Source organism: Exiguobacterium sp. SL-9 (assembly GCF_004336985.1).
GTDB lineage: Bacteria > Bacillota > Bacilli > Exiguobacteriales > Exiguobacteriaceae > Exiguobacterium.
Genome location: NZ_SJUO01000001.1, coordinates 343,999 through 370,520 on the forward strand (window position 1 = coordinate 343,999; position 26,522 = coordinate 370,520).

The window sequence follows — 26,522 nt, forward strand, 5'->3', positions numbered from 1 at the left end:
CCTCCGTTAATAGTTAAGAGAGAAGTTGCTTAAGCTTGTTCGCAAATCCGGATTCTGTCACAGACACGACGACTCGCATGTCTTTACCTAAAGCAGCCCCGATCGTATATCGGTCGCTTACTTCAATCACTGGAACACCATACGATGTACACTTGTCGGTAACCCGTTTTCTCGTAGACGCTCCCGCATCTCCGGCAAGGATGACAAGCTTGGCTCGGCCAGCTCGCACATCCTTCAACACAAACTCTTCTCCCATCGTTACTTTCCTCGCCCGTGCGGCGAGGCCTAACAATGATTCCCACTGACTCATGATTCGGCACCTGTAACAGCTTGAAGCAGCTGCTCATAAAGCGCGTCACTCGTCTTGACTTTTAAATGATGATCGAGTGTCCGTTTTTTCTCTGCTAAACGAATCACATCCGCATCTTTCGACAAATACGCCCCTCGTCCGTTCAATTTACCGGACGTATCGATGACGACATCGCCTTCCGGCGTCCGAACGACACGAATCAACGCTTGTTTCGGTAACATTTCTTGCGTGACCACACACTTGCGCAAAGGAAGTTTCTTTTGCTTCATGGTCATTCCTCTTCTTTCACCGTTGTCGGCTCAAGGGCGACGTCAACCGAGTCAGTCTGTTCCATTTCATTGTGAACAATTTCTGGCTCCGGTTCAACTTTTTCGGCGTACGTATCATACAAATCCATGCCTTCTGCATCCGTCTCGCTCTTGATATCGATTTTCCACCCTGTCAATTTCGCAGCAAGACGCGCGTTTTGACCGCGCTTCCCGATGGCGAGTGACAACTGATAGTCAGGTACGACGACAGTCGTCGATTTATTTGGTTCATTGACGTACACGTCAACGACTTGAGCCGGGCTGAGTGCGTTTTTCACGAACTCTTTCGGATCGTTCGACCAACGAACGATATCGATTTTCTCGCCGTTGAGTTCATCGACGATTGTTTGGACACGTTGCCCTTTCGGACCGACACATGCGCCGACCGGATCGACAATGTCTGAATGAACAGCAATCTTCGAGCGATCGCCCGCTTCGCGTGAGACCGACATGACATCGACCGTACCACTCGCGATTTCTGGTACTTCAAGCTCGAACAAACGACGCAACAGACCTGGATGCGTCCGCGAGACTTGAATGGCTGCGCCAGACCCTTTCGTCGTCGAATCGACTTTCGTCACGTACACCTTGATACGGTCATGAATCTGGTACGATTCATTTGGCATCTGCTCGTTCGGAGTAAGTACCGCTTCGATATTGTTTTCAAGACCGATATACAAGTTGCGTGGGTCGAACCGTTCCACAATCCCCGTCATGATCTCGTCTTCTTTATCGACGAAGTGATTATAGATCCGCTCGCGCTCGGCTTCACGCATCTTTTGCGTGACGACTTGCTTCGCTGTCATCGCCGCGACACGACCGAAGTCGCTCGGTGTGACTTCTTCTTTATGGAAGTCTCCTAGCTCGTAGTTCGGGTCAATCTCATGCGCTTCTTCGAGCGACAACTGTTGCTCGGGATGCGAGAGACGTTCAACGACTTCGAGAAGTGCGAAGACACGAATATCACCTGTCACTTGGTCGAATTCAACTTTTACGTTTTCATTCGGGTTGGCGACGTTTCGGCGATATGCTGAAATGAGCGCCTGCTCGAGCGCATCGATGATAATCTCCTTCTCGATTCCTTTTTCGTTAGCAATCTGTTCGATTGTTGTGAGTAATTGTGGCCCCATCTTTACCTCTCCTTAACTAAACGTGACCGCTAGGCGGGCTTGTGCAATTTTGTCTACCGGTAGCGATATCGCTTTTTTTCTTGTCTTGATGCGCGTCTCGACGACGGCAGTCTCGCCGTCATATTCCGTTAAAATGCCTTCGAACTCTTTGGCACCTTCGATTGGGGCAAACGTCTTGATATAGACGTTCTTTCCAATCGCACGTTCAAAGTCGGTCGGCTTTTTCAGTGGTCGCTCGGCACCGGGACTCGAGACGTCAAGATAATAGGCTTGTTCGATCGGATCGCTATCGTTTAGTTTTTCCGAGAGTTGTTCGTTGATGTTGACGCAATCATCTAAATCGACGCCCCCCGGCTTGTCGATATAGACGCGCAAGAACCAATCTGGTCCTTCTTTCACGAATTCGACATCGACCAATTCCATGTTCTCACGTTCCACGATCGGCAACGCGATCGCTTCGACGACTTCTGTTATTTTGGACACTCTCATCCCTCCTTCTGGCTTTTACATACAAGAAAGGAGTAGGGTTCCCTACTCCTTTCCGTCGTAGTATCCAACATTGTTCGATACCAATATATCATATTTTCCCGGTTTTTCGCAACTTACACCCCAAAATCAAAGAACGAGAGTTGGTTCTCATCCGGCAAGCCTTCGAGACATTTCATCGTATCGAGCGTCTCGACGATCGTCTTCGACAATTTGGCCCGCTTGCGCAAGTCTTCTTTCGACAAAAACTGCCCTTCCGCCCTCGCTTCGACGATGGCTTTCGCCGCGTTCGTCCCGAGACCATCGACCGCATTGAACGGCGGGATGAGCGTGTTCCCTTCAATCAAGAATTCCGTCGCACTCGAGCGATACAAATCGATGTTTTGGAACTTCATGCCGCGCTCTAACATCTCAAGCGCGAGTTCGAGCACGGTATGAAGCCCTTTGTCTTTAGCCGTTGCCTCGAAACCTTTTTCACGAATATCCGACATCGCCTTGCGTACGGCCTGTGATCCTTTGATCATTGCCGACAAATCAAAGTCGCCGGCCCGGACCGTGAAGTATGTCGCATAATACAAAATCGGGTGATGGACTTTGAAATAGGCGATGCGGACGGCCATGAGCACATACGCCGTGGCATGCGCTTTCGGGAACATGTACTTAATTTTCTTACAAGACGAGATATACCATTCCGGAACATCGTTGGCCCGCATCTCCGTCTCCATATCTTCCGATAAGCCTTTCCCTTTCCGGACCGACTCCATGATTTTGAAGGCGAACGACGGTTCAAGACCGGCATAAATCAAGTAGACCATGATGTCGTCACGACAACCGATCACGTCTTTCAGTTCACACGTGCCGTTGTAGATGAGCTCATTGGCGTTGCCGATCCAAACATCGGTCCCGTGGGACAGTCCCGAGATTTGAACGAGTTCAGAGAACGTCGACGGTTTCGTCTCTTCTAGCATTTGGCGGACGAACTTCGTCCCGAACTCCGGAATACCGAGTGTTCCCGTCTTCGATTCGATTTGCTCCGGGGTGACGCCGAGCACGTCCGGTGATGAGAAGATTTTCATCACGGTCGGATCGTCCGTCGGGATCGTCTTCGGATCAATTCCCGACAAATCTTGCAACATCCGGATGGCGGTCGGGTCATCGTGCCCGAGAATATCAAGTTTGAGCAAGTTGTCGTGAATCGAGTGGAAGTCGAAGTGGGTCGTCTTCCATTCGGACGATTTATCGTCGGCCGGATATTGAATCGGTGAGATTTCGGCGATGTCCATATAATCCGGGACGACGATGATGCCCCCCGGGTGTTGCCCGGACGTCCGTTTGACGCCGGTGACGCCCGAGACGAGCCGATCAACCTCGGCGTTCCGGTAAATCTTATCGTTCTCGGTCGCATACCCTTTCACGTAACCGTACGCCGTCTTGTCCGCAATCGTTCCAATTGTCCCGGCACGGTACACGTAATCTTCCCCGAACAATACTTTCGTATAAGCGTGGGCATGCGGTTGATATTCACCCGAGAAGTTCAAGTCGATATCCGGGACCTTGTCCCCTTTGAAGCCAAGGAACGTCTCGAACGGGATATCATGTCCGTCTTTCGTATACCACGTCCCACACTCCGGACATTGTTTGTCCGGAAGGTCATACCCGGACCCGACCGAACCGTCATTGAAGAAATGCGAATGTTGGCACTTCGGACAGACGTAATGCGGCGGGAGCGGATTGACCTCGGTGATCTCGGTCATCGTCGCGACGAAACTTGAACCGACCGAACCGCGTGAACCGACGAGATAACCGTCGTCGAGCGATTTCTTGACGAGCTTATGCGAAATCAAATAGATGACCGCAAAGCCGTGACCGATAATCGATTTCAACTCTTTCTCGAGCCGGGCCTCGACGATTTCCGGCAGTTCTTCCCCGTAAATCGAACGGGCCATGTCGTAACTCATGTTCCGGACCTCATCGTCTGCGCCTTCAATCTTCGGCGTGTACAAATCGTCCGGAATGATTTGGATCGACTCGATTTGATCGGCGATCGCATTCGGGTTCGTGATGACGATTTCGCGAGCGAGGTCGTCACCGAGGAACTTGAACTCTTCCATCATCTCTTTCGTCGTCCGGAAATGGGCGTGCGGCAGTTCTTTCCGTGTATTGATGAAGTTGGCGCCACCTTGCGTCCGAATCAAGATCTCTCGGTACGACCGGTCCGTCCGGTCAAGGTAGTGGACGTTTCCGGTCGCACATACCGGGAGACCGGCTTGACCGGCGACGCGAATGATCCGCTTAATGATTTCGCGCAACTCGAGCTCGTTGGCGACAATCTCTTTATCGATGAGATGCATATAGAGTGCCGGCGGGTGAATCTCGATGAAGTCGTAGAACGCCATCATCTTCTCAAGCTCTTCGTCTGACTTGTTCAGGGCGGCATCAAAAATCTCACCGTTGTCACACGCCGAACCGATCAAGAGACCCTCACGACGTTTAATAATCTCCGAACGTGGCATCCTGGCCATCCGGAACAAGTAATCGATGTGGGACAACGAGATCAACTCGTACAAATGACGCAGCCCCGGTTTTTTCGTCTTCGCATAAATTGTCGCATGGAACGGACGGATCTTCGAGACGTCGCTCCCGACTTTCGCATTCAACGAGCGATGCGTCTGCATCTCAAACATCTGTTTGGCAAGTTCGAGCAGTTTCATGAGCAGGTACGCTGTCGCCTCGGCATCATAGATGGCCCGGTGATGTTGCGTCAACTCGATATCAAATCGCTTCGCGAGCGTGTTGAGACGGTGATTCTTGAGCGTCGGCAAAATTGTCCGGGCGAGCTCAAGCGTATCGATGACCGGATAGTCATCCGGCTCGTGCCCACCGCTCCGCAGTGTCGCTTCTAAGAAACCCATATCGAATGACGCATTGTGGGCGACAAGAATGCCGTCCTCGCACCAGTCAACGAACTGTTTGGCGATGACTTCAGGATCGGGCTGGCCATGGACCATATCGTCCGTGATGCCCGTCAATTCGATCGTCGTGGCCGAGAGTGGATGCTTTGGATCGGCGAACGCCTCGAACCGGTCGATGATTTCACCATCTTTGATTTTGACGCCGGCGAGTTCGATGATTTTGTTGTAGACGGCCGAAAGCCCCGTCGTCTCGACGTCAAAGACGACGTATGTCGCATCGTCGAGCGGGACATCGGTCGGATGATACGCGACCGGAACCCCATCATTGACGACGTTCGCTTCGACGCCAAAAAGCACTTTGATGTCATTTTTCTTCCCGGCATAGTACGCCTCTGGGAACGACTGGACACCCGCGTGATCAGTGATGGCGATGGCGCGATGGCCCCATTTCGCCGCCCGGGCGACGAGCGCTGATACGTTCGTGACCGCGTCCATCTGACTCATCTGCGTATGGGCGTGCAGTTCGACGCGTTTCTCACCGGCCCACTCGTCCCGGACCGGTTCGACTTTCACTTCTTGCAGTTGCGATGCCATCATGCACAGTTCGCGCATGAAGCTATCATCCTCGACCCGGCCGGCCGCTTGAATCCACATCCCTTTTTTGACGGCGCTCAGCATTCGGTCATCGTCGTCATCACGTGCGAACACTTTGACGATGAGTGAATCGGTATAGTCGGTCATCTTGAATGTGAATAGTTTTTTCCCGCTCTTCAGTTCTTTCCGTTCGGCCGAGAAGACGAGACCACGGATGGCGACGCGTCGTTCTTCTTCGATAATCGTCTTGATTGGGACGATCTCGTCTTTAATCAACGCGCCCATCCGGACCTCGGTGACCGGTTCGTCGTTCGTCTCGGTCGCCTTGGCAAATTGCGCCGCGAGTGCGAGTTTCGCCTGTTCCAAATCTTCTTGGACGACTTGTTCACGGAGCACTTGGTTCGCTTCTTCATTCTCCGAGAATAGCGCTTGACAAGGTTTCTTCATGAACCCATAAGCGCTATAGAGCGCCTGGACTTCTTGGCATAACTCTTTATCGACATAGTTCGCCTCAGGGGCCGAGCGCACCGGGATGAGCAATTTGTTCTGCTCGAAGCGCGGTGCGACCGATGCGAAATAACTACGCATCGCACCCGACACTTGACTAAGTTCACTGACGATGCGCGGCCAATAGTCGATATAGTCCTGTTCGCCGCCGCCTGACGTCGTCGTGAAACGTGCGTATACCTCGTCCGCGAACGTCGCATAACGGCTCTCGATGCGGCTCATGAACAGTTGATACACTTCATACGGCAACACACGCTCAAGTTGAAAATAAAACGTCCACGTCCGGCGTTGCTTGTTGACGACGAGTCGCGTCAACTCCGCGCCGTCGAACTGATCCGTTTCGGTCGTGATGCCGAGATCGGTCAAGAGCAATTGCATTTTTTGATTAGCTTCCACGGGTAAGAAGTCCCCCCTTTTATCATTCGATGTCGAAAAATGAAGGTGACGGCAAGAAACCGTCACCTTCATCGATCATTTTGCCTCGTTCAGTTGCGCCGTAATCACATGTGGCAACTCATCTACCGTTGTCTCAAGAACTTCGCCAGTGGCACGTAGTTTCACTTCGACGATGCCTTCGTTCGCTTTTTTCCCAACGTTGATGCGGATCGGGAGACCAATCAAGTCAGCATCGGCAAACTTGACGCCGGCCCGTTCTTTACGGTCATCATACAACACATCGTACGTCGACGACAGTTCATCGTACAAGCGGTTCGCCAGTTCAAGTTGCGCCTCGTCTTTCGTGTTGATCGCAATCAAATGTACGTCGAACGGAGCGATGCTCTTCGGCCAGACGATACCGCGATCGTCATGATGTTGCTCGATGACAGCCGATAGCGTCCGCGAGACGCCGATGCCGTAACAACCCATGATGAGCGGTTCGGCCCGACCTTCTTCATTCAAGAACGTCGCGCCCATCGCTTCTGAATAGCGCGTGCCGAGCTTGAACACTTGTCCGACTTCGATCCCGCGTGCGAAACGGACCGGACCCGACTCGTCAGGTGCCATGTCGCCTTCGACGACGAAACGCAAGTCATGATACGTCAAGTGCGACAAGTCGCGCTCGGCGTTGACGTGGGTATAGTGGGTGTTCGCCTTGTTGGCACCACATACCGCGTCGACCAAATATTTGACGGCATAGTCGGCGACGACTTTGACTGGTGCTTGGATCGGTCCGAGCGTGCCCGGCTCACAGCCGAACAAGTCGATAATCGTCGCTTCTTCTTCCATTTGGATATCGAGACCGCCGAGGGCGTTCTTCACTTTGACGTCGTTCGCTTCGTGATCACCGCGAACGATCGCCATGACCGTTTCCCCATCGACGTTGAAGAGGACAGATTTGATGGTCGTCTTCGGATCGATGTTTAAGAAGCGGGCCACGTCTTCAATCGTCTTGTTATCTTTCGTATCGACTTGATCGAGCGCCTGTACTTCGCCCGCCTGCACCTCATAGCGGTCGAGCGTTTCCGCCATCTCAATATTGGCCGCATAGTTCGACGTGTCCGTGTAGACGATTGTGTCTTCACCGATTTCGGCGAGCGCTTGAAACTCGTGCGTGTCTTTTCCGCCGATGGCACCCGAATCGGCCACGACTGGACGATATTTCAAGCCGACGCGGTCAAAGATGTTGGAGTAGGCGTTATACATATTTTTGTACTCTTCGTCCAAATCATCCTGTGTCGCGTGGAACGAGTACGAGTCTTTCATCAAGAACTCACGGCCCCGGAGCAATCCGAAACGCGGACGACGTTCGTCGCGATACTTCGTTTGAATCTGATACAAGTTGACCGGCAACTTTTTGTAAGAATTGAGTTCATCACGCACGATTGACGTGATGAGTTCCTCATGGGTCGCACCGAGTGCGAAACGACGGTCATGACGGTCCGTCAATCGCATCAATTCTGGACCATAAATGCCCCAGCGTCCCGTTTCTTCCCATAGTTCAGCCGGTTGAATCGCAGGCATGAGCAACTCTTGCGCTCCGGCCCGGTTCATCTCTTCGCGGATAATCGTTTGGATATTGTGTAATACGCGATGGCCGAGTGGGAGATATGAATAAATCCCAGCGGCGTTTTGGCGCATGAAGCCCCCACGGACGAGAAGCTGATGGCTAATGGCTTCCGCATCGGCCGGCACTTCTCTTAATGTAGGCATGAACAGTCTCGATTGTTTCATAGGTATCAACGTTTCCCTTCTGTAACTCGATTGGATCTAATTATTTAAAGAATGATTGGATATCATTCCAGGTGACAATCAACATGAGCAGCATGAGCAAGGCGAACCCGATAAAGTGGACGAAGCCCTCCTTTTTCGGGTCCATCGGCCGTCCGCGTACCGCTTCGAACAAGAGGAAGAGGAGTCGTCCTCCATCGAGCGCCGGGAGCGGCAACAAGTTGAAGATGGCCAAGTTGACGGATAGAAGTGCCGTCCAGTTGAGGAGCATGATCAGCCCGCTCGCCGCCACTTCGTCGGTCATGCGGACGATTCCGACCGGTCCGGCCAATTGATCGACGCCGACTTGTCCCGTCACCAAATCACCGACCGCTGAGAAGATGAGCGTCGACATCGTCCACGTCGTCTCGGCCCCGGTCGTGAAAGCTTTCGTCGGTGAACGCTCGAGCGCGTTCGTCACGCCTAAAATCCCGACGGTCTCACCGTTTTGTTCGATTGCTTGAGGAGTGAGCGTCACGGTTTGCTCCGCATCATCCCGAATATAGGTTACTTCCGTTGGCGTATCAGCCCGGTCAGCGAGCACCGTCCGGAGGTCGAGCCAATTATCGATCGGTTGTCCTTCGATGGAGACAATTTCGTCACCCGTCATGAGTCCCGCTTGATCGGCAGCCGAATCCGGCTGCACGGTCCCGATTTGTCCATCGTCCGTCGGTGTCCCTTGGACGAGACCGACGATGACGAGCAAGATGAAGGCAAGGACGAAGTTCATCGCCGGGCCGGCTGCAATCGCGAGCACGCGTTTCCATACCGATTGCGCTCCGAACGTACGATCGTACGGGGCAATTTGAATTTCCATACCTTGGTCGACGAGGAGCGTGTCCCGTTCAAGTGAATAGACACGGACCTCATCATCGACGAGCAATTGGATTTTCAATTCACGAATCGAATCGAACTTATCGACCGTGCCGACGACATGCACGTCTTTTGCCTGGTCCGGCTGGAAGTAGACACGATCGACCGTGCCGGCACTCGTCAGGCGCAAGCCTACGTGTTGACCAGCTTTCACTTCGATCGGTTCAAAATCTTCCCCGGCCATTTTGACATATCCACCGATTGGCAATAAGCGGATCGTATATAGCGTCTCATTCTTTCGGAACGAAAGGATTTTCGGTCCAAATCCGATTGCAAATTCATGACAGAGAATCCCTGCCCGTTTCGCCATGACGAGGTGTCCCCATTCATGAACCGAAATGAGTACCCCAAACATCAAAACGATGGCGATAAAAGTCGTCATTGTCTATTCCCCACCTTCACTTTCCTTGCTGAATTTGTTCTCGAACCGCTCGGTCGACTTGAAGGATCTCCTCGAGCGTCGGTTCTGCAATTACCGTATGTGTCTCCATCGCCTGTTCGACGATTCGTTCGATATCGAGGAATGCGATTCCCCCGTTCAAGAACAGTGCGACTGCCGCCTCGTTGGCCGCATTGAGCACGGTCGGCATCGAACCACCCGCGCGACCGGCATCATACGCGAGGCGTAAGGCCGGATAACGCGTCAAGTCCGCTTCTGCGAAGTGAAGCGTTCCGATTTCTCTCAAGTTTAACCGCTTGTTCCCGTCGATTTCAAGACGTTTCGGACCAGAAAGCGCATAGAGGATCGGTCCTCGCATATCTGGATTCCCAAGTTGCGCCATAACGGCGGCATCTTTAAATTCGACCATCGAATGGATAATCGACTCGCGATGAAGCACCACTTCAATATCATTATAATCGATATCGAACAACCAGTGCGCTTCGATGACTTCAAGTCCTTTATTGAACATCGTCGCCGAATCGATCGTGATTTTCGCGCCCATCGACCAGTTCGGATGCGCAAGTGCCTCTGCGACGGTCACGCCTTCTAATTCATCACGCGACTTGTCTCGGAAACTTCCTCCTGACGCCGTCAAAATGATTTTTGAGACGTCCTCTCGGCGTTCACCGTTCAAGCATTGATAAATGGCCGAATGTTCACTGTCGACCGGAAGCAGACTGACACCATGCTTCTTGACGGCCGCTGTGACGAGATGACCCGCCGTGACGAGTGTCTCTTTGTTTGCCAAGGCGATATCTTTCCCTGCCTCGATTGCAGCGAGTGTCGGTTCAAGACCGACTGCACCGACGACAGCTGTGACGACGACATCGGCCCGCTCTGCGGTCGCACATTCGATCAACCCTTCAAGTCCGATAAAAAAGAGTGGTTCGTATGTAAGTCGTGGCTTGAGCTGTTCGAGTACTTCGATATCTTTAGCGGACACGTATTTCGGCCGCAGGCGGTTGATCCATTCCTCGGCTACGTCTACATTTGTTCCGAAGGCATAGGCCTCAAGTTCAAACAAGTCGGGGTGCTGTTCGATGACGTCACATGTCTGTACGCCAATCGATCCAGTCGCCCCGATTAAGCTGATTCGCTTCATCTTGACACTCCTTTATAACAAATTAAATACCCAGATGACCGTGAATACCGCGATCATACTATCAAACCGGTCCAAAATGCCACCGTGTCCCGGCAACAGATGACCCGAATCTTTCACGTTGAATTGACGTTTATACGCCGACTGCACCAAGTCTCCGAGTTGGCCGACGACTGATACGACGACCGCGAGCACGAGTACTTCGAGAATCGGCAGCACTGGTTCGACGAGCACATAGACGAGACCGACGACAATGGCGGACATGATTCCGCCGACCGCCCCTTCGATCGTCTTGTTCGGGCTGATGGACGGCCACAGCTTTGTTTTGCCGATCGCTTTCCCCGTAAAGTAAGCACCCGAATCGGTCGCCCAAATCATGAAGAGGACGAGTAGCACTTTGACGAGCCCATCTTCCGAGAGGCGGACAAGGGCAAAACTGGAAAAACCGATGACGAGATAGACGGCAGATACGAAATAAAAGCTCGCATCTTCATACGTAAATCGATTTTTCGTGACGACCGTCCAAAACAGGAGGAGCATCAATCCGAGAACCATCCATTGATTCGTCGACATCGGTAACTCGCCCATGACAAGCTGCCGCTCGAGCAACATCAATACGAACGGGAATGCCACAAGGAGCGACGTCACGAGGAACGGGAACGCCATCAACTTGTGGTTCCGCATCATCGTGAACTCGCTCAGTCCGATTAAGGCGAGCACACCCATCAAGATGACGAACGGACTGCCGCCAAGGGCGATCAAGCTGACAAAAATGGCTCCGGCCCAAAGGCCGGTAATAATTCGAGTTTTCATGTCACACCCCACCAAACCGGCGCGTCCGCGCGTTATACGCTTCAATCGCCTCGACGAAGTGGTCCCGTTTGAACTCAGGCCATAGCACGTCCGTAAAATGTAGTTCGGCGTATGCCCCTTGCCACAGCAAGAAATTCGAGAGGCGCTGTTCACCGCTCGTCCGGATAATCAAATCAACATCTTGCATGTTTGTCATCAGACGCTGTCCAATCAAGTCGTCATCAATCTCGTCCGGACGAATTTTCCCTGCAGCTACGTCGGTGGCGATGAGTCGCATCGCTCGTACGAGCTCGTCGCGCCCGCCATAGTTCAAGGCGAAAACGAGATCTAACCCCGTATTCGTCGCTGTACGTGTCCGGGCTTCATCGACCGCCTCCCGTGTGCCGCGTGGCAGTTTTGACACATCGCCTGCAACGAGGACGCGAACGTTCTGTTCGTCCAGCTCTTTTAAATCGGTCTCTAGAAATTGTTTTGGCAATTTCATCAAGAAGTTGACTTCTTCTTCGGGACGTGTCCAATTCTCCGTCGAAAATGCATACAGCGTCAATGAACGAATACCAAGTTCTTGAGCGGTGCGCACCGCTTCCCGGACCGATTTCATCCCTTCCCGGTGACCCATGATGCGAGGGAGCCCACGTTTCTTCGCCCAACGGCCGTTACCGTCCATGATGATGGCGACGTGTTCGGGAATGCTCAGTTCCGCCTCGGTCTTCGTTTTAGGATTCACCCATTTAAACATACTCTATCCTCCTGATTGTATGAAAGAGGGACCCTCTCAGTAAAAGGGTCCCCACACAGCTTTTTGGTATACCACTTCCGTGATTACACTTCCATGATTTCTTTTTCTTTCGTCGCTGCAGATTCATCAATCTTTTTGATATACGAATCCGTTAACGATTGAACGTCATCCGCGTAACCGCGAAGGTCGTCCTCAGTCAAGTCCCCATCTTTTTCAAGCTTCTTCAAGTTTTCGTTTGCGTCACGACGAACGTTACGGACCGCGACTTTCGCTTCTTCCGCATATTTCTTCGTCACTTTCACGAGCTCTTTCCGACGCTCTTCTGTCAAAGCAGGAATGGCGAGACGAATGACGGTCCCGTCAGAAGACGGCGAGAGGCCGAGGTCAGCTTTTTGAATCGCTTTTTCAACATCAGACACCATCGACTTGTCCCATGGTTGAATCAAGAGAAGGCGTGCTTCCGGTGTATTGATGTTCGCTACTTGATTGAGCGGTGTCGGTACGCCGTAGTAATCGACTTGAACCGGGTCCAAAATCGATGCGCTCGCGCGTCCCGTCCGAAGTGTCCCGAAGTCACGCTTCAGCGCAGTAACGGCTTTCTCCATTTTCTCTTCAGCAGTTTTCAATACGTCATTTACACTCATGAATTGATTCCTCCTACTACCGTACCGATATGTTCCCCGAGTACGACACGTTTGATGTTTCCTTCTTCAAGCAATGAGAATACAATCAGTGGGATATGGTTGTCCATACATAGTGACGTGGCTGTCGAATCCATGACTTGGAGACCGTCCTTTAAGACGTCCAAGTACGTAAGCGTATCGTATTTGACTGCATCCGGAACGAGTTTCGGATCGGCCGAATAGACGCCGTCGACGTTGTTTTTTCCCATCAAGATCACATCAGCTTCAATCTCCGCTGCACGGAGAGCCGCTGTCGTGTCTGTCGAGAAGTACGGGTTCCCCGTCCCTGCCGCGAAAATCACGACACGACCTTTTTCAAGGTGACGCATCGCCCGACGGCGGATGTACGGTTCAGCCACTTGGCGCATTTCGATTGAGGTTTGGACGCGTGTTTGGACACCGTTCGTTTCAAGGCTATCTTGTAGCGCGAGCGAGTTCAATACCGTGGCAAGCATGCCCATGTAATCCGCATTCGCCCGGTCCATGCCGAGCTCGCTTCCGGTCTTGCCGCGCCAGATGTTTCCAGCGCCCACGACGACGGCGACTTCGACGCCCATGGCGACCAATTCTTTAATCTGCCCAGAGATCGAATTGACGATGGCCGGATCAATCCCGTACCCTTGATCTCCTGCGAGCGCTTCCCCACTCAATTTTAACACAATTCGCTTATATTTCGGTTCCATACTTTGCCTCCTCTTGCTTGAAAAAAGGGAACACGCTCCCTTAACGAACTAACTCAAGGTTATACAGACGTGTTCCCAATTTTGATTGCACCATGTGAATGATGCAGATTATTTTTTAAGTTGGTTCATTACTTCTTCAGCAAAGTTTTCTTCGCGTTTTTCCATACCATCTCCAACTTCGAAACGTACGAATGAGTTGATACGGCCGCCTTTAGACTCTACGTATTTCCCAACTTTGAAGTCAGCGTCTTTAACGAATGTTTGGTCAACGAGGCAGATTTCCTCGAAGTACTTGTTCATACGTCCCGCGATCATCTTCTCGACGATGTTGGCAGGCTTGCCTTCGTTGAGGGCTTGCTCAGTCAAGACTTTCTTCTCGCGCTCTGCTTCTTCAGCCGAAACTTCGTCGCGTGTCGCGTAAAGCGGGTTTGCTGCCGCTACGTGCATCGCTACGTCTTTCGCTACTGACTCATCCGTTGTGCCATCGATAACGACGACCGAACCGATGCGGCCACCCATGTGAAGGTATGTGCCGAAGACAGCGTCGTCTGCTTTTTCAAGGATAGCGATGCGGCGGAGTGAGATTTTCTCTCCGATTGTCGATGCTTCTTCTTGAATGTGTGTCTCAAGCGTCTTGCCAGCGACGAATTCAGAAGCGTGTGCCGCTTCGACTGTAGTCGCGCCTGAAGCGAGAACTGCTTTTGCCACGTCGCTTACGAGCGTTTGGAACTTCTCGTTTTTCGAGACGAAGTCTGTTTCTGAGTTGACTTCGACAAGCGCAGCTTTGTTGCCTTCAACGGCTACCGCTGTCAAGCCTTCAGCTGCGATGCGATCGCCTTTAGCTGCTGCTTTAGCAATCCCTTTTTCACGAAGGAAGTCGATTGCTGCTTGCATGTCACCATCTGTTTCAACGAGTGCTTTTTTGCAATCGAGCATACCTGCTCCTGTTTTTTCACGAAGTTCTTTTACCATTGCTGCTGTAACTGCCATCGGAAATTCCTCCTTGTAAAACTTACAAATTTTTAAGATAAAAGCGCTAGGCTTCGATATACTATGTCCTAAAAAAAGGTGATAAAAGGCTTTCCCTTTATCACCTGTTGTCTGACCGATTACTCAGCTTCTGTCGCTTCAGCTTCTGGAGCTACCGCTTCTTCAGCTACTTCTTCTTCGCCTTGCTTCGCTTCGATGATCGCATCAGCCATCTTAGAAGTGAGCAATTTAACCGCACGAATCGCATCGTCGTTCGCTGGGATGACGTAGTCGATTTCGTCTGGGTCACAGTTTGTGTCGACAATCGCAACGATTGGGATGTTCAATTTGTGAGCTTCTGCAATCGCAATACGCTCTTTACGTGGGTCAACGATGAAGAGGGCATCAGGAACACCTGGCATGTCCTTGATTCCGCCGAGGAACTTCTCAAGACGTGTCATTTCTTTTTTCAAGATGATGACTTCTTTCTTAGGAAGTACTTCGAACGTACCGTCAGCTTCCATTTTCTCAAGCTGCTTCAAGCGGTTGATACGCTTTTTGATTGTTGAGAAGTTTGTGAGTGTTCCACCCAACCAACGCTCATTGATGAAGTACATACCTGAACGGAGTGCTTCTTCTTTGATTGTGTCTTGAGCTTGTTTTTTCGTACCTACGAAGAGGACGTTTCCGCCTTCTGCCGCGAGTTCACGAACGAAGTTGTACGCTTCGTCTACTTTTTTGACCGTCTTTTGAAGGTCGATGATGTAGATTCCGTTACGCTCCGTGAAGATGTATTTCGCCATTTTTGGGTTCCAACGGCGTGTCTGGTGACCGAAGTGTACACCAGCTTCGAGCAATTGTTTCATTGAAATTACTGCCATGATAAATTTCCTCCTTGTGGTTTAAAAAAGTCCTCCGCCTCGTTCATCGTTGTATTCCGACCTTTCGGCACCGAGGAATACCATCCCGAGACGTGTGTGATGTGTTTAACACCAAAAAATACTATAGCATATGTCCGCCAATCCGGCAACTCTCACTTTTTACGAAGTTTGGCATATAAGGCGACTTCTCCTTCGCCTTTCCCAAGGAGTCGGGCCGTCTCCCGGACCGAATGGTGCAATAACACATCCTCCACGTGCGGGGCTGATTGTGTTTCATCGGCCAAGTCCTCTCGATCCGGCTCTACATGGACCGCCTGCGCCTTGTCAACCTCTTCAATTAAAGACGACGGTTGTTTTACGACATCATTCATCGATTCCATGAACGACAACAGGAGGGCCTCGGTCTCACGTTTCTCGTGCTCGAGTTGCGTGACACGAGCGGTCAACGCCTGGACTTGTCGAAATAAAATCAGCAGTCCGTATGCGACGATACATGCGATGGCCACGTATGCGACGGTCATCTCCATCCCTCCTTCACGATGTCTTCTCTTCTAAATATGAACGTCCGAGTGCGAGCTTTAACGTCTTCAACGCTTTGGAATGGATTTGGGAGATGCGGGACGTCGACAGCTCCAACACCTCGCCGATCTCCGTCAATGTCAACTCGTCGAAGTAAAACAACGAAACGACGAGACGTTCTTTCTCGGACAAGTGTTCGATTTCATTCGTCAGCACATCGAGCAGCTCGCGCTGCAACAGTGTGTCTTCCGGTTTCTCAGAGTCAGGATCGAAATACGTGACGGACATGACCTTGCCTTCTTCTTGAAGCGTCACCGCCTCGTCGATTGACAACATGTTTGCGAAATATCCTTCCGCCATCGCCTTCTCGATTTCAGACACCGGTAGTTCGCAGGCGCTCGCGAGCTCTTCTTTCGTCGGGGCCCGGTGCAGCTTCTGCTCGAGCTGTTCGGCGATGTGATCGATTTTTTTCACGCGTTCGCGCACCGACCGTGGTAACCAATCGATTTTCCGCAACCCATCGATGATGGCGCCGCGGATGCGAAACGCAGCGTACGTGTCAAACTTGTTGTTATGTTCTGGATCATATTTCATGAGGGCATCATACAATCCCATGTAACCCAAACTTTTCAATTCGTCGCGTTCGACGCTCTTTGGGAGCGTCACGATCATTCGTTGCACGTGATAATGGATGAGGAACTCATAGTGCGCCAATAATTCATTCGCTGTATCCATATCGCGGTCAGTGTTCCAACGATCCCACAACTCGGTAAGCTGAGTCGTCATGTCGATCCCCCCTAGATTTCCTTAGTTCCTACGCTGACCGTTCGAATCGACAGGGCGCAAGTCGCCACATCAAATTCAATCGTCCGTCCGTTATGCCCGCCGCAATCTTCTGCGATGAGCGGAATTCGGTGCGCTTTTAAAGCGTTGCGTACGGCTTCGGCGTTCCGTTCACCGATCCGCATCGCCTCGTTCTCATATTTGAATTGAAACATTTGAGCGCCACCGGCCATCTTCGCTTGAAGTCGACCGGCTCCGGCCCGTTTCAACGAAGCGACGAGCGCATCGATGGCCGTATCCGCATATTTTCCTACTTCGATCGTTTGGTGTTTCCGGGCAATTGCCGAATCTGGCAACATGACATGGGCCATTGCCGCGACTTGGAGCCGAACGTCATATAAAATGACACCGACACACGAACCGAGTCCTGCCGTTCGCAACTTATTCGGCGCGGTCGTCTGCTTCCATTCCGCGATGCCGATCTTAATGACTTCAGCCATGGCCGATCAACCGCTGTTTAATCCGTTCGAGCGAACCATGCGTCGGTAGGAACAACACATGTCCGGCACTTACTTTCTCATCGATGCGGAACGTCGTATCGATATAGAGCGCTGCGTCTTCTTCGGGTTGGACCGATGTGACGACGAACTCGACGATTGAACCGGCCATATCGACCGCTGTCGCCGGGACTTGAATCGAAATCGGTGTATCGAGCCAATCTCCGAGCGCACGGGCATAGGCGCCACTCATGATATTTCCGACCTCTTCCCATGCCGACTGGCCGAGCTCATCCGCTGTTCGGAACGAGAACGTACTTCCGATGAGTGATGCCACCATCCGTTCGGCATCATCGACCGGAAACAAGATGAGTATCATGCCGCTAATGTCACCGCCGAGTTCTAACAAGACGGACGCCACATGACGCTCCGGCCCGCCGACACGTTCCGGCAAGTACGTGATTGGTTCCATCTCGGCCGAGGAGACAGTGATCGTGACCGGTTTGGCCAAGAGCGTGGACAACGCCGTCGCCGCGTGGCCAGAACCGATATTCCCGAGTTCTTTCAATAAATCTTGCTCGAACTCACTCAGCATGCTGTTCCTCGAACAATGCGTTAGCATCGAGCAGCGAGAACAGTTTGTCCTCACCTTTTGCGATCGCCGTCAAGTGAGCCGATAACATGTCCCGACTCGACTCCGGAATCGGCTCGATGCGAACGTCTTCACTTTCTACGACCTCGTTGGCCCGGTCGACAATAAAGCCGGCATCGCCTTGATTGAGCGAAGCAATCAAAATCCGTGTTTCTTCGGTCGGTTCGACCGCTTCATAACCGAGACGGAGTCGAAGGTCGATGACCGGCGTGACGACGCCACGGAGATTGATGACACCCTTGACGTGAGCAGGTGCGTTCGGTACGCGTGTGACCGGTTGTACCCGCTCAATCGAGCGGACCGATTGAACGTCGATCCCGTATGTGTTCGATCCCAATGAAAAGACTACCCATTTTTGTTCCATCCTTCTTCCTCCTTAGAACAGATCGTTGCTGTCGACAATCAAGGCGACACGCCCGTCTCCGAGTATCGTCGCGCCAGAGATAGCCGGGATGCCCTCGAGGTATGTTCCGAGCGGCTTCATGACGATCTCTTGTTGGCCAATCAAGTCATTGACGACCACACCGACGAGTTTGTTTCCTTTGCGGACGACGACGACCGGGAATTGCGTCTTCGTTTCCGTTTCAATCGCGAACATTTCTTTTAAGTAAACGAGCGGGACAAGCTGACCTCGGAAGTCGAAGACGCGTTCACGATGAGCCGTTAAAATGTCGGCCTCGTCAAGGAGCGTCGTTTCGAGAATCGATGACAACGGGACGGCGTACGTCTCATCGCCGACTTGAACGAGCATCGCTGAGATAATCGAGAGTGTGAGCGGTAAGCTGACTTGGAATTTCGTCCCTTGTCCAACGACCGTCTCGAGCGTGACGACCCCACCGAGCGATTCAATCTTGTTTTTGACGACGTCTAGTCCGACGCCGCGACCCGAAAGGTCGGTGACGACGTCTGCTGTCGAGAATCCAGGTGCGAAGATGAGCATGGCCACTTCGTTGTCCGTCATCGTCGTCGCTTCTTCAGTCGTGATGACGCCACGCTCAAGTGCTTTCGAGCGGACTTTATCGACGTTGATCCCTGCCCCGTCATCCTCGATTTCGATGAAGACACGGTTTCCGCCATGGTAAGCGCGAAGCGCGAGTCGTCCTTGTTCCGGTTTTCCAGCTTGGAGGCGGACTTCCGGCAATTCGATCCCGTGATCAATGGCGTTACGAATCAAATGGACGAGTGGATCCCCAATTTCATCGATGACCGTACGATCGAGTTCGGTCTCAGCACCGGTGATATCGAGTTGGACTTTTTTATGGATATCTTTCGCGACCGAACGCACCATGCGCGGGAAGCGGTTGAACACTTGCTCGATCGGCATCATCCGAAGTGTCAGGACGAGCGATTGGAGTTCGTTCGTGCCGCGTTTGATTTTCTCGACCGTCTCATTCAGTTCAGGCTGGCCGACTTCATCAGCGAGCCGCTCGAGACGACCACGATCGATAATAAATTCTTCGAACAAGTTCATCAGACGATCGATCCGTTCTAAGTTGACGCGAATCGTCTTCGCTTGCGCGACGGCCTGCTCTTTCGGTTCGTCCGTCTCTGCCGCTTTCGGTTTCACTTCGGCCACGGCGACGCTCTCGGCACTGACAGCGACTTCCTTCGCACCGGCTTCCGCACTTGTGTAAGGCGTCACGTGGACGTGCTCGACTTCAGACACTTGGGACACGGCATGCTCGATCACGTCTGCCGACTCTTGAGTCACGAATAAGACGTCAAACGAGAGATCAAACTGTTCTTGCTCGATTGCCTCGGTCTCCGGAACGGTTCGGACGACTTCTCCGAGTTCTTGGAGACGATCGAACACCATATAGGCGCGAGCCGCTTTCAAGACGACGGCATCCGATAGCTTCACATGAAGTTGAAATGCTTCGAAGCCTGTCTCTTTTGCTTGCGTGATGACAGAATCGGTATAAAGGTCGGCTGTGAAGACCGTTTCTTCGACCGTCTCGACGGCTTTCGGCGTGCTACCGATGAACGACTGGAACGCGGACACCGTCGCCGCGACATCAACGTTTGCACCTCTCCCCCCCGTCTCGATATCCGCGATCATCTCTTCGATTTGCTCCATCGCCGAGAACATCGTGTCGAGCAACAATTGGTTGCTCTCTTTCTTTCCAGCCCGCACCAAATCGAGCGCGCTCTCCATCTCATGCGTCAAGTTGGCAACACTCTCGTATCCCATCGTCGCCGACATCCCTTTGAGCGTGTGTGCCGAGCGGAAAATCTCTTGAATCGCTTCCTGACTGCCCGTCTGTTCTAGTTTCAACAGCTGGGTGTTAACCGATTGAATATGCTCTTGAGATTCGTCTAAAAACAACCCTAAGTATTCGTTCACGTCCATCTATAATGCCTCCCTGTCGTTAAACTCGGTTCCACTGACGTTTCAAGTTTCCCATCAAACGGTCCATGAAATGACGTGGTTTCGGTGGCGTCCCGGTCAATGTCGTTAAAATCCGTTCAAGCCGCCAACTGATGTCACTCTTCCGGTCCAAATGGTAAAACGGGACTTGGGCGATGACCGCTCGTCTGACCGTGGCGTCATCTGGTAAATACCCGAGGAATCGAATCGATTTCTTTAAAAACTGCTCACATGCAACTTCCATTCGTTCAAAACATTGCAGCGCTTCTTCACCCGATTGGGCCCGATTGACGATGACACCGAGCGGCAAGTCCGGACTTTGACGATGGACGAGCTTCGTATAGGCGTATCCGTCCATGAGCGAGGTCGGTTCGGGCGTCAAGATGAGAAACATCTCATCGCAGCCCTCGATGAACTGGAGCGATGTGTCTGTCGCCCCGGCACCCATGTCGAATAAGACATAATCGTATTCGGTCAGCACTTCGAGTTCACGCATAAAAAATTGCATATCTGCATGTGAGAATTGGACTAGTTCGTCGAGCCCACTTCCCCCATGTAATATATCGACACCAAACACGTCTTTCTGAACAGAGGCAGCGAGCGGAATTCGAGCTTTCACTGAATCCATCATCGTCCGTGACCGCGACGCGTTCAACAAGATGTGCACATTCGCCATCCCGATGTCGAGGTCGACGATCAAGACGCGTTTCCCGAGCTCGACGAGACCGATGGCCGTATTGACGCAGACGTTCGTTTTGCCGACCCCACCTTTTCCGCTCGCAAAAGCGATCGTCGTCGGTGCGGTCTCCGTTTTCGCCCTTAGACGTCTTGCTTGGTCCATTGGGTCCACCCTTCTTTCTCAAGCAAACGATCCGTCAATCGGTCTGGCTCGCCGACGACGAGATCATCCGGTACTTCTTGTCCGTCCGTCAGCCAAGCGACGGGCAGCCCACTCGCGCGGACCATCCGATACATCGCGTGAATGTCACTCGTCTCATCGGCTTTAGTGAAAATGAGCGACCCGAGCGGTAACGGCTCGAATTGACGATAAATCATCTCCATATCCCGCATCTTCGACGTCAAGCTGAGGACGAGCGAGAGGCTCGTCTCCGAGAAATCGTGATGCCGCTCGAACTGCTCGACGTACGCCTCGTCGCGGAAGTTGCGACCGGCCGTATCAATCAAGATGATGTCTTTGCGAGCGAACAGTTGCTTCGCCCGTTTGAAGTCATCGAAATCGTAGGCGACCTCGACCGGGATGTCTAAAATCTCGGCGTATGTTTTCAATTGTTCGATTGCCGCGATCCGGTACGTGTCCGTCGTGATGAGACCGACCGAGAGCCCGTGCTCGAGCTTGTAGTGAGCGGCAAGTTTCGCGAGCGTCGTCGTCTTGCCGACCCCGGTCGGACCAACGAGCATCATATACCGTTTCGGTTGAGGTACAGGCAAGAAGGAAGCCCGGATTTGATCACGCACGAAGCGTTCGACGACTTCGACCGATTTTGTCGTGTAATACAGCTCGTTAATCGCTTCGTCCCACGTCTCACCGAGGAACGATTCGGAGGCGAGCAGTGATTCGACATGCGTTAGTGGAGCTGGCAACCGTCTCGACGTCGACACGCCCGCCGCTTGACTAGACTCGTTCGTTTGCTGCGGTGGACGCGTTGGAGCCTTCACCGGCTTCGATGGTTCGACAGGCTTCGTCGCGGCCCGCGGTTTGACGGCGAGCGGTGCTTTTTCAAGCGCGGCGATGACTTCGACGTGTTGTGAGGCGAACAGACCGAACCATCCTTTTTTCACTTGACGGGAGTTCAAAATGACCGCTTCATCGCCAAATTCTTGTTTGACTTTCGCCATCGCTTCCGTCATCGTCTTGCCGGTATATTTTTTGATTTGCATTTAAATCACCCCAATACTTTTCACTTCAATCGAGCTGAGCAGTTCGTTGTAGGCGAGAACCGGTACGTCCGGATAATACCGTTCGAGCAGTTGTCTCACGAACAGGCGAATCGTCGGCGAGCAGAGAATGACGGCCGAGGCCCCGTAGCGTTCGAACATCGACAGTTGCTCACCGGAGCGTTCGATGATTTCACGTGCCTGTTCTGGGTCGAGCGCCAAATAGTTGCCGAACTCGGTTTTTTGAACGGCGTCTTGAATGAGCTGTTCGGTCTGGCCACCGAGCGTCACGACGTAGAGCGGTCCATCCGGCGGGCTGACTTGGTCTGTCAATTGACGAGACAAGCCTTGGCGGCAATACTCGCCGAGGATGTCGGCATCTTTTGTCACCTTGCCATAGTCGGCCATCGTCTCGAACAAGAGCGGCAAATTGCGAATCGAGACATGCTCTTTCAATAAATGACGAAGTACTTTTTGAATGTCCCCGATCGAGAGGACCGACGGCGTCACGTCTTCGACGAGCACCGGATGCGTCTCTTTCAAGTGTTCGACCAGCTGCTTCGTCTCTTCGCGGCCGAGAAGGTCGGCCGCGTGCTTTTTGAGCGTCTCGGTCAAATGCGTCGCGACGACCGAAGGCGGATCGACAACGGTGTATCCGCTCATTTCAGCACGCGTCCGCGTCTCTTCATCAATCCAAAGGGCCGGGAGACCGAACGCGGGTTCCGTCGTTTCGATCCCGTATACTTCCGGATCCTCGATGCCAGGGCTCATCGCCAAGTAATGATCGAGCAAGAGCTCCCCTTCGGCGACGACGTTCCCTTTCACTTTGATCCGGTATGCGTTCGGCGACAGCTGTAAATGATCTCGAATTCGAACCGTTGGCAAGATGAAGCCAAGTTCAAGTGCGAGTTGACGACGAATCATGACGACCCGGTCAAGCAAATCACCGCCTTGCGATTCATCGGCGAGCGGGATGAGCCCGTAACCGAACTCGAACTCGATGGCATCGATTTGTAAGAGCGACACAACGGTCTCTGTCGGCGCCGATGGTTCTTCTTCCGGCAACGGTGTATCGATCACCCGTTTCATGTTGCGACGCATCGTGTATGCCCCGTAGAAAGCAACACCTGCGATGATGAGCGTCACCGGGAGCAGGCTCGGTGAGATAAACCCGAGCATGATGACAATCGAGCCAGCGATGTAGAGAAGCGTTGGATTTTGACCGAGTTGGTCGACGACGTCTTCCCCTAAGTTTCCATCTGACACGGCACGCGTGACGATAATCCCGGTTGCTGTCGAGATGAGGAGCGCCGGGATTTGACCGACGAGTCCGTCCCCGATCGTCATGAGCGAGAACGTCTGGAACGCTTGTCCGACCGGAAGGCCCATTTGGACGGTTCCGATGATGATTCCGAAAATCAAGTTGATGACGACAATAATGATTCCGGCGATAGCGTCCCCTTTGACGAACTTCGAGGCCCCGTCCATCGATCCGTAGAAATCCGCTTCACTTTGAATTTTTTTTCGGCGGATTTGAGCATCCTTGTCGTCAATCAATCCTGAGTTCAAGTCGGCATCGATCGCCATCTGTTTACCAGGCATCGCGTCAAGCGTGAAGCGGGCCGAGACTTCCGATACACGTTCCGCCCCTTTCGTGATGACGACGAATTGGATGATGACGAGGATGAGGAAGACGACGAACCCGACGAGCACGTTCCCGCCAACGACGAAGTTCCCGAACGTCTCGATGACTTCCCCGCCGTATCCGGTCGATAAAATCGAACGTGTCGTCGACACGTTCAATCCGAGCCGGAACAGCGTCACAATCAGTAAAAGAGAAGGAAAGACCGAGAAGTCGAGCGCCTCGCGGGCGTTCATCGCGACGAGTAGAATCATCAAGGCGATCAGTATATTAACAATGATTAAAAAATCTAATATGAACCCCGGTAACGGGATGACGAGCATGACGACGATCATGAGAACGCCGATCAATACCGCGAAATCTTTCGCTTTTACAGCCAACACATACTCCTCCTCAAGACGGTTGTTTCAATTGATAGACGAACGCGAGCACTTCGGCGATCGCCTGATAAAACGACTCGTCAACGACTTCTCCGATTTCCATTTGGGCGTACAACGCACGGGCCAACGGCTTATTTTCCACAATCGGGATGTCATGTTCTTTGGCCACATCGCGGATGTTGAAGGCGACTTGGTCGACGCCTTTCGCGACGACGAGCGGCGCAAAGTCTTTCGTATCGTCATAGCGAATGACGACGGCATAATGGGTCGGGTTTGTGATGACGACGTCCGCGTTTGGAATCTCTTGCATCATGCGGCGCATCGCCATCTCCCGTTGTTGTTGTTTGATTTTCGACTTGATGAGCGGGTCACCTTCACTGTTTTTATACTCGTCTTTTACGTCTTGTTTCGACATGCGAATCGATTTTTCAAAATCGAATCGTTGATAGAAGAAATCGAGCAGAGCGAGTGCGAGCAAGGCGACGCTCACCCATAGTCCGAGTTCAATCGTGATGCTCGCGAGCGCGATGACCGATTCACGAACATGTTCGACCGCCATCCGGGACAGCTCTTTTTGGTTTTGCCAGAGCACGGCAACAGCAGTCGTCAGGATAATCAATAATTTGAATAAGGACTTTAAAAATTCGACGACCGCTTTCATGCTAATAATCCGTTTGACCCCTTTGATGGGATCGATGCGTTCGAGTTTCGGTTGAATCGCCTCTGCCGAGAACAACGTCCCGATTTGAAGGTAGTTGATCAAAACCCCGAACACGACCGCGACGACGAAGAATGGACCTACAATCAGGCCGACTCGAAGCAACAAATCGGTGAGCATTCCAGACAATCCGTTTGATAGATCGAATAACAAGTAACTCGTACCAAGCAAATCTTTCGTCAAGCCGAATAGTTGCTTGCCGAGATATGGTCCCAAAAACGATAACATGAGAAACATCGCGAACAAGGCGAAGGCGCCGGTCAAATCGGCTGACTTGGCGACTTGTCCTTTCTTGCGCGAGTCCTCCCGCTTACGCGGGGTCGCTTTTTCGGTTTTTTCTCCTGCAAAAAATTGAAGATCGACCGATAAGGTGTATAGAGGCTTCATGAGGCGTCTCCTAGCAAAGTCATAAAATCACGTAACACTTCTTGTAACACCGGGATGAACTGGCTGATTCCGTTTAAGGTCAGCCCCATCATGACGACCATGACCGAGAATCCCGCAATCAGCTTGAAAGAGAACCCGATTGCAAAAATATTGAACTGCGGGGCCGATTTTGCCAAGAACCCAAGCGCCATGTCGACGAGTAAGAGCGACGCCATGAGCGGAAAGGCGAGCTGCAAGGCGACCATCATCGTCATCGTGACGACTTTCACGGCCATCATGAGCGATGCTTCACTGAAGTCGATGATCGGCTGGCCTGGCGGATAAATTTGAAAGCTGTAATAGATGCCATCGATCAGCAATAAATGCAAGTTGCTCGACAACATGATAAACAATGTAAAGATGTAATAAAATCGTCCGATCAAGGGCGACTGTCCTCCGAACATCGGGTCGTAAGCCGATGCCATCGCGAGTCCAAGCTGCAAATCGATGACCCCTCCCGCGATTTGGGGAGCAAAGAATAAGATATTGATTAAAATACCGAGTACCAAGCCGATCAAGACTTCGTACAATACTTGCAAGATGTACGCTTGACCGAGTTCGAGCGGTTCCGTCACCGTGAACATCGCGTAATACGCTAAAAAGGCGCTGAAGGCGACGCGATGCATGACCGGCAGCTGTCTAGATGAAAACAACGGGACACTCACGAAGAAACCGGACAGACGTGCGAACGTCAAACCGTATAGACTAATAAAATCGACCGCATTCATTTCGAGGCGACCTCGACCATCAGTTCAAAAATCAATCGGGTGAACCCTTCGATCTGTTGCAACATCCAAGGCCCAAAGATGACAAGCCCGATAAAGACCGAGACGATCTTCGGGACGAACGATAGCGTCTGCTCTTGAATTTGTGTCGTCGCCTGTAAAATCGAAATGACGAGACCGACGACGAGTGAAATCAATAAGAGCGGCATCGAGATTTTCAATAACGTCCACACACTCTCCGTCGCCAAATAGATGACCATTTCCTGCGTCATATTCGTT

The 26,522-nt window shown here is 52.2% G+C and carries 26 protein-coding genes; all 26 read right to left on the reverse strand.

The genetic code is table 11. The features are described 5' to 3' along the window. Positions 1-13 precede the first annotated feature (13 nt). The 26 genes from EVJ34_RS01795 to fliQ all read right to left on the reverse strand — a co-directional run bounded on the left by EVJ34_RS01795 (position 14) and on the right by fliQ (position 26,515). A complete protein-coding gene (locus EVJ34_RS01795) occupies positions 14-310 on the reverse strand; it encodes a YlxQ family RNA-binding protein (RefSeq protein ID WP_131484558.1) in 297 nt (98 codons plus the stop codon). Then, complete coding sequence (rnpM, locus tag EVJ34_RS01800) at positions 307-585, reverse strand: RNase P modulator RnpM (protein WP_165569410.1); 279 nt, start codon at positions 583-585, stop codon at positions 307-309. The genes EVJ34_RS01795 and rnpM overlap by 4 nt, the downstream gene beginning before the upstream one ends. Then, positions 582-1,748, reverse strand: coding sequence for a transcription termination factor NusA (gene nusA / locus EVJ34_RS01805; protein WP_034777276.1), 1,167 nt, complete (start codon positions 1,746-1,748; stop codon positions 582-584). The genes rnpM and nusA overlap by 4 nt, the downstream gene beginning before the upstream one ends. 12 nt (positions 1,749-1,760) lie before the next feature. Beyond that, a complete protein-coding gene (gene rimP / locus EVJ34_RS01810) occupies positions 1,761-2,231 on the reverse strand; it encodes a ribosome maturation factor RimP (RefSeq protein WP_034777274.1) in 471 nt (156 codons plus the stop codon). Between the two features lie 119 nt (positions 2,232-2,350). Then, on the reverse strand, positions 2,351-6,643 hold the full coding sequence (locus EVJ34_RS01815; RefSeq protein ID WP_131484559.1) for a PolC-type DNA polymerase III: 4,293 nt from the start codon (positions 6,641-6,643) through the stop codon (positions 2,351-2,353). A 75-nt stretch (positions 6,644-6,718) separates the two neighbouring features. Next, positions 6,719-8,419, reverse strand: coding sequence for a proline--tRNA ligase (locus tag EVJ34_RS01820; protein WP_131484560.1), 1,701 nt, complete (start codon positions 8,417-8,419; stop codon positions 6,719-6,721). Positions 8,420-8,459: 40 nt separating this feature from the next. Next, positions 8,460-9,710 (reverse strand): RIP metalloprotease RseP, encoded by a 1,251-nt coding sequence (gene rseP, locus EVJ34_RS01825; RefSeq protein WP_131484561.1) that lies wholly within the window; start codon positions 9,708-9,710, stop codon positions 8,460-8,462. 16 nt (positions 9,711-9,726) lie between these two features. After that, positions 9,727-10,872, reverse strand: coding sequence for a 1-deoxy-D-xylulose-5-phosphate reductoisomerase (dxr, locus tag EVJ34_RS01830; protein ID WP_131484562.1), 1,146 nt, complete (start codon positions 10,870-10,872; stop codon positions 9,727-9,729). 12 nt (positions 10,873-10,884) lie between these two features. Continuing rightward, on the reverse strand, positions 10,885-11,682 hold the full coding sequence (locus EVJ34_RS01835; protein ID WP_131484563.1) for a phosphatidate cytidylyltransferase: 798 nt from the start codon (positions 11,680-11,682) through the stop codon (positions 10,885-10,887). 1 nt (position 11,683) lies between these two features. After that, a complete protein-coding gene (locus EVJ34_RS01840) occupies positions 11,684-12,421 on the reverse strand; it encodes an undecaprenyl pyrophosphate synthase (RefSeq protein WP_131484564.1) in 738 nt (245 codons plus the stop codon). An 83-nt stretch (positions 12,422-12,504) separates the two neighbouring features. Continuing rightward, the gene (frr, locus tag EVJ34_RS01845; protein WP_131433970.1) at positions 12,505-13,065 is read right to left on the reverse strand and encodes a ribosome recycling factor; all 561 of its coding nucleotides are present in this window, start codon (positions 13,063-13,065) and stop codon (positions 12,505-12,507) included. After that, a complete protein-coding gene (gene pyrH, locus EVJ34_RS01850) occupies positions 13,062-13,787 on the reverse strand; it encodes a UMP kinase (protein ID WP_034777246.1) in 726 nt (241 codons plus the stop codon). Before pyrH ends, frr begins: the two co-directional genes overlap by 4 nt. 108 nt (positions 13,788-13,895) lie before the next feature. Further along, entirely contained in the window at positions 13,896-14,777 is an 882-nt protein-coding gene (gene tsf / locus EVJ34_RS01855; protein ID WP_131433968.1) for a translation elongation factor Ts, read from the reverse strand. A 119-nt stretch (positions 14,778-14,896) separates the two neighbouring features. Then, complete coding sequence (gene rpsB / locus EVJ34_RS01860; protein ID WP_021067146.1) at positions 14,897-15,637, reverse strand: 30S ribosomal protein S2; 741 nt, start codon at positions 15,635-15,637, stop codon at positions 14,897-14,899. Positions 15,638-15,789: 152 nt separating this feature from the next. Continuing rightward, positions 15,790-16,158, reverse strand: a complete 369-nt coding sequence (locus EVJ34_RS01865) for a hypothetical protein (protein WP_131484565.1) — start codon at positions 16,156-16,158, stop codon at positions 15,790-15,792. A gap of 13 nt (positions 16,159-16,171) precedes the next feature. Then, positions 16,172-16,942 (reverse strand): FliA/WhiG family RNA polymerase sigma factor, encoded by a 771-nt coding sequence (locus tag EVJ34_RS01870; protein WP_131433964.1) that lies wholly within the window; start codon positions 16,940-16,942, stop codon positions 16,172-16,174. A gap of 11 nt (positions 16,943-16,953) precedes the next feature. Next, positions 16,954-17,439: a chemotaxis protein CheD gene (locus tag EVJ34_RS01875; protein ID WP_131433962.1), complete on the reverse strand. Its 486-nt coding sequence runs from the start codon at positions 17,437-17,439 to the stop codon at positions 16,954-16,956. Further along, the gene (locus EVJ34_RS01880) at positions 17,432-18,031 is read right to left on the reverse strand and encodes a chemotaxis protein CheC (protein ID WP_131433960.1); all 600 of its coding nucleotides are present in this window, start codon (positions 18,029-18,031) and stop codon (positions 17,432-17,434) included. The genes EVJ34_RS01875 and EVJ34_RS01880 overlap by 8 nt, the downstream gene beginning before the upstream one ends. Then, positions 18,021-18,452, reverse strand: coding sequence for a chemotaxis protein CheW (locus EVJ34_RS01885; protein ID WP_034777232.1), 432 nt, complete (start codon positions 18,450-18,452; stop codon positions 18,021-18,023). Before EVJ34_RS01885 ends, EVJ34_RS01880 begins: the two co-directional genes overlap by 11 nt. 12 nt (positions 18,453-18,464) lie before the next feature. Next, a complete protein-coding gene (locus EVJ34_RS01890) occupies positions 18,465-20,438 on the reverse strand; it encodes a chemotaxis protein CheA (protein ID WP_131484566.1) in 1,974 nt (657 codons plus the stop codon). A gap of 19 nt (positions 20,439-20,457) precedes the next feature. After that, positions 20,458-21,297, reverse strand: coding sequence for a MinD/ParA family protein (locus EVJ34_RS01895; RefSeq protein ID WP_131433956.1), 840 nt, complete (start codon positions 21,295-21,297; stop codon positions 20,458-20,460). Continuing rightward, positions 21,276-22,355 (reverse strand): flagellar biosynthesis protein FlhF, encoded by a 1,080-nt coding sequence (locus EVJ34_RS01900; protein WP_131484567.1) that lies wholly within the window; start codon positions 22,353-22,355, stop codon positions 21,276-21,278. Before EVJ34_RS01900 ends, EVJ34_RS01895 begins: the two co-directional genes overlap by 22 nt. Continuing rightward, complete coding sequence (gene flhA, locus EVJ34_RS01905; protein ID WP_131484568.1) at positions 22,356-24,374, reverse strand: flagellar biosynthesis protein FlhA; 2,019 nt, start codon at positions 24,372-24,374, stop codon at positions 22,356-22,358. Positions 24,375-24,387: 13 nt separating this feature from the next. Then, entirely contained in the window at positions 24,388-25,479 is a 1,092-nt protein-coding gene (gene flhB / locus EVJ34_RS01910; RefSeq protein WP_131433950.1) for a flagellar biosynthesis protein FlhB, read from the reverse strand. Continuing rightward, the gene (fliR, locus tag EVJ34_RS01915) at positions 25,476-26,246 is read right to left on the reverse strand and encodes a flagellar biosynthetic protein FliR (RefSeq protein ID WP_131433948.1); all 771 of its coding nucleotides are present in this window, start codon (positions 26,244-26,246) and stop codon (positions 25,476-25,478) included. The genes flhB and fliR overlap by 4 nt, the downstream gene beginning before the upstream one ends. Then, a complete protein-coding gene (gene fliQ / locus EVJ34_RS01920) occupies positions 26,243-26,515 on the reverse strand; it encodes a flagellar biosynthesis protein FliQ (protein WP_034777219.1) in 273 nt (90 codons plus the stop codon). Before fliQ ends, fliR begins: the two co-directional genes overlap by 4 nt. Positions 26,516-26,522: the final 7 nt, after the last annotated feature.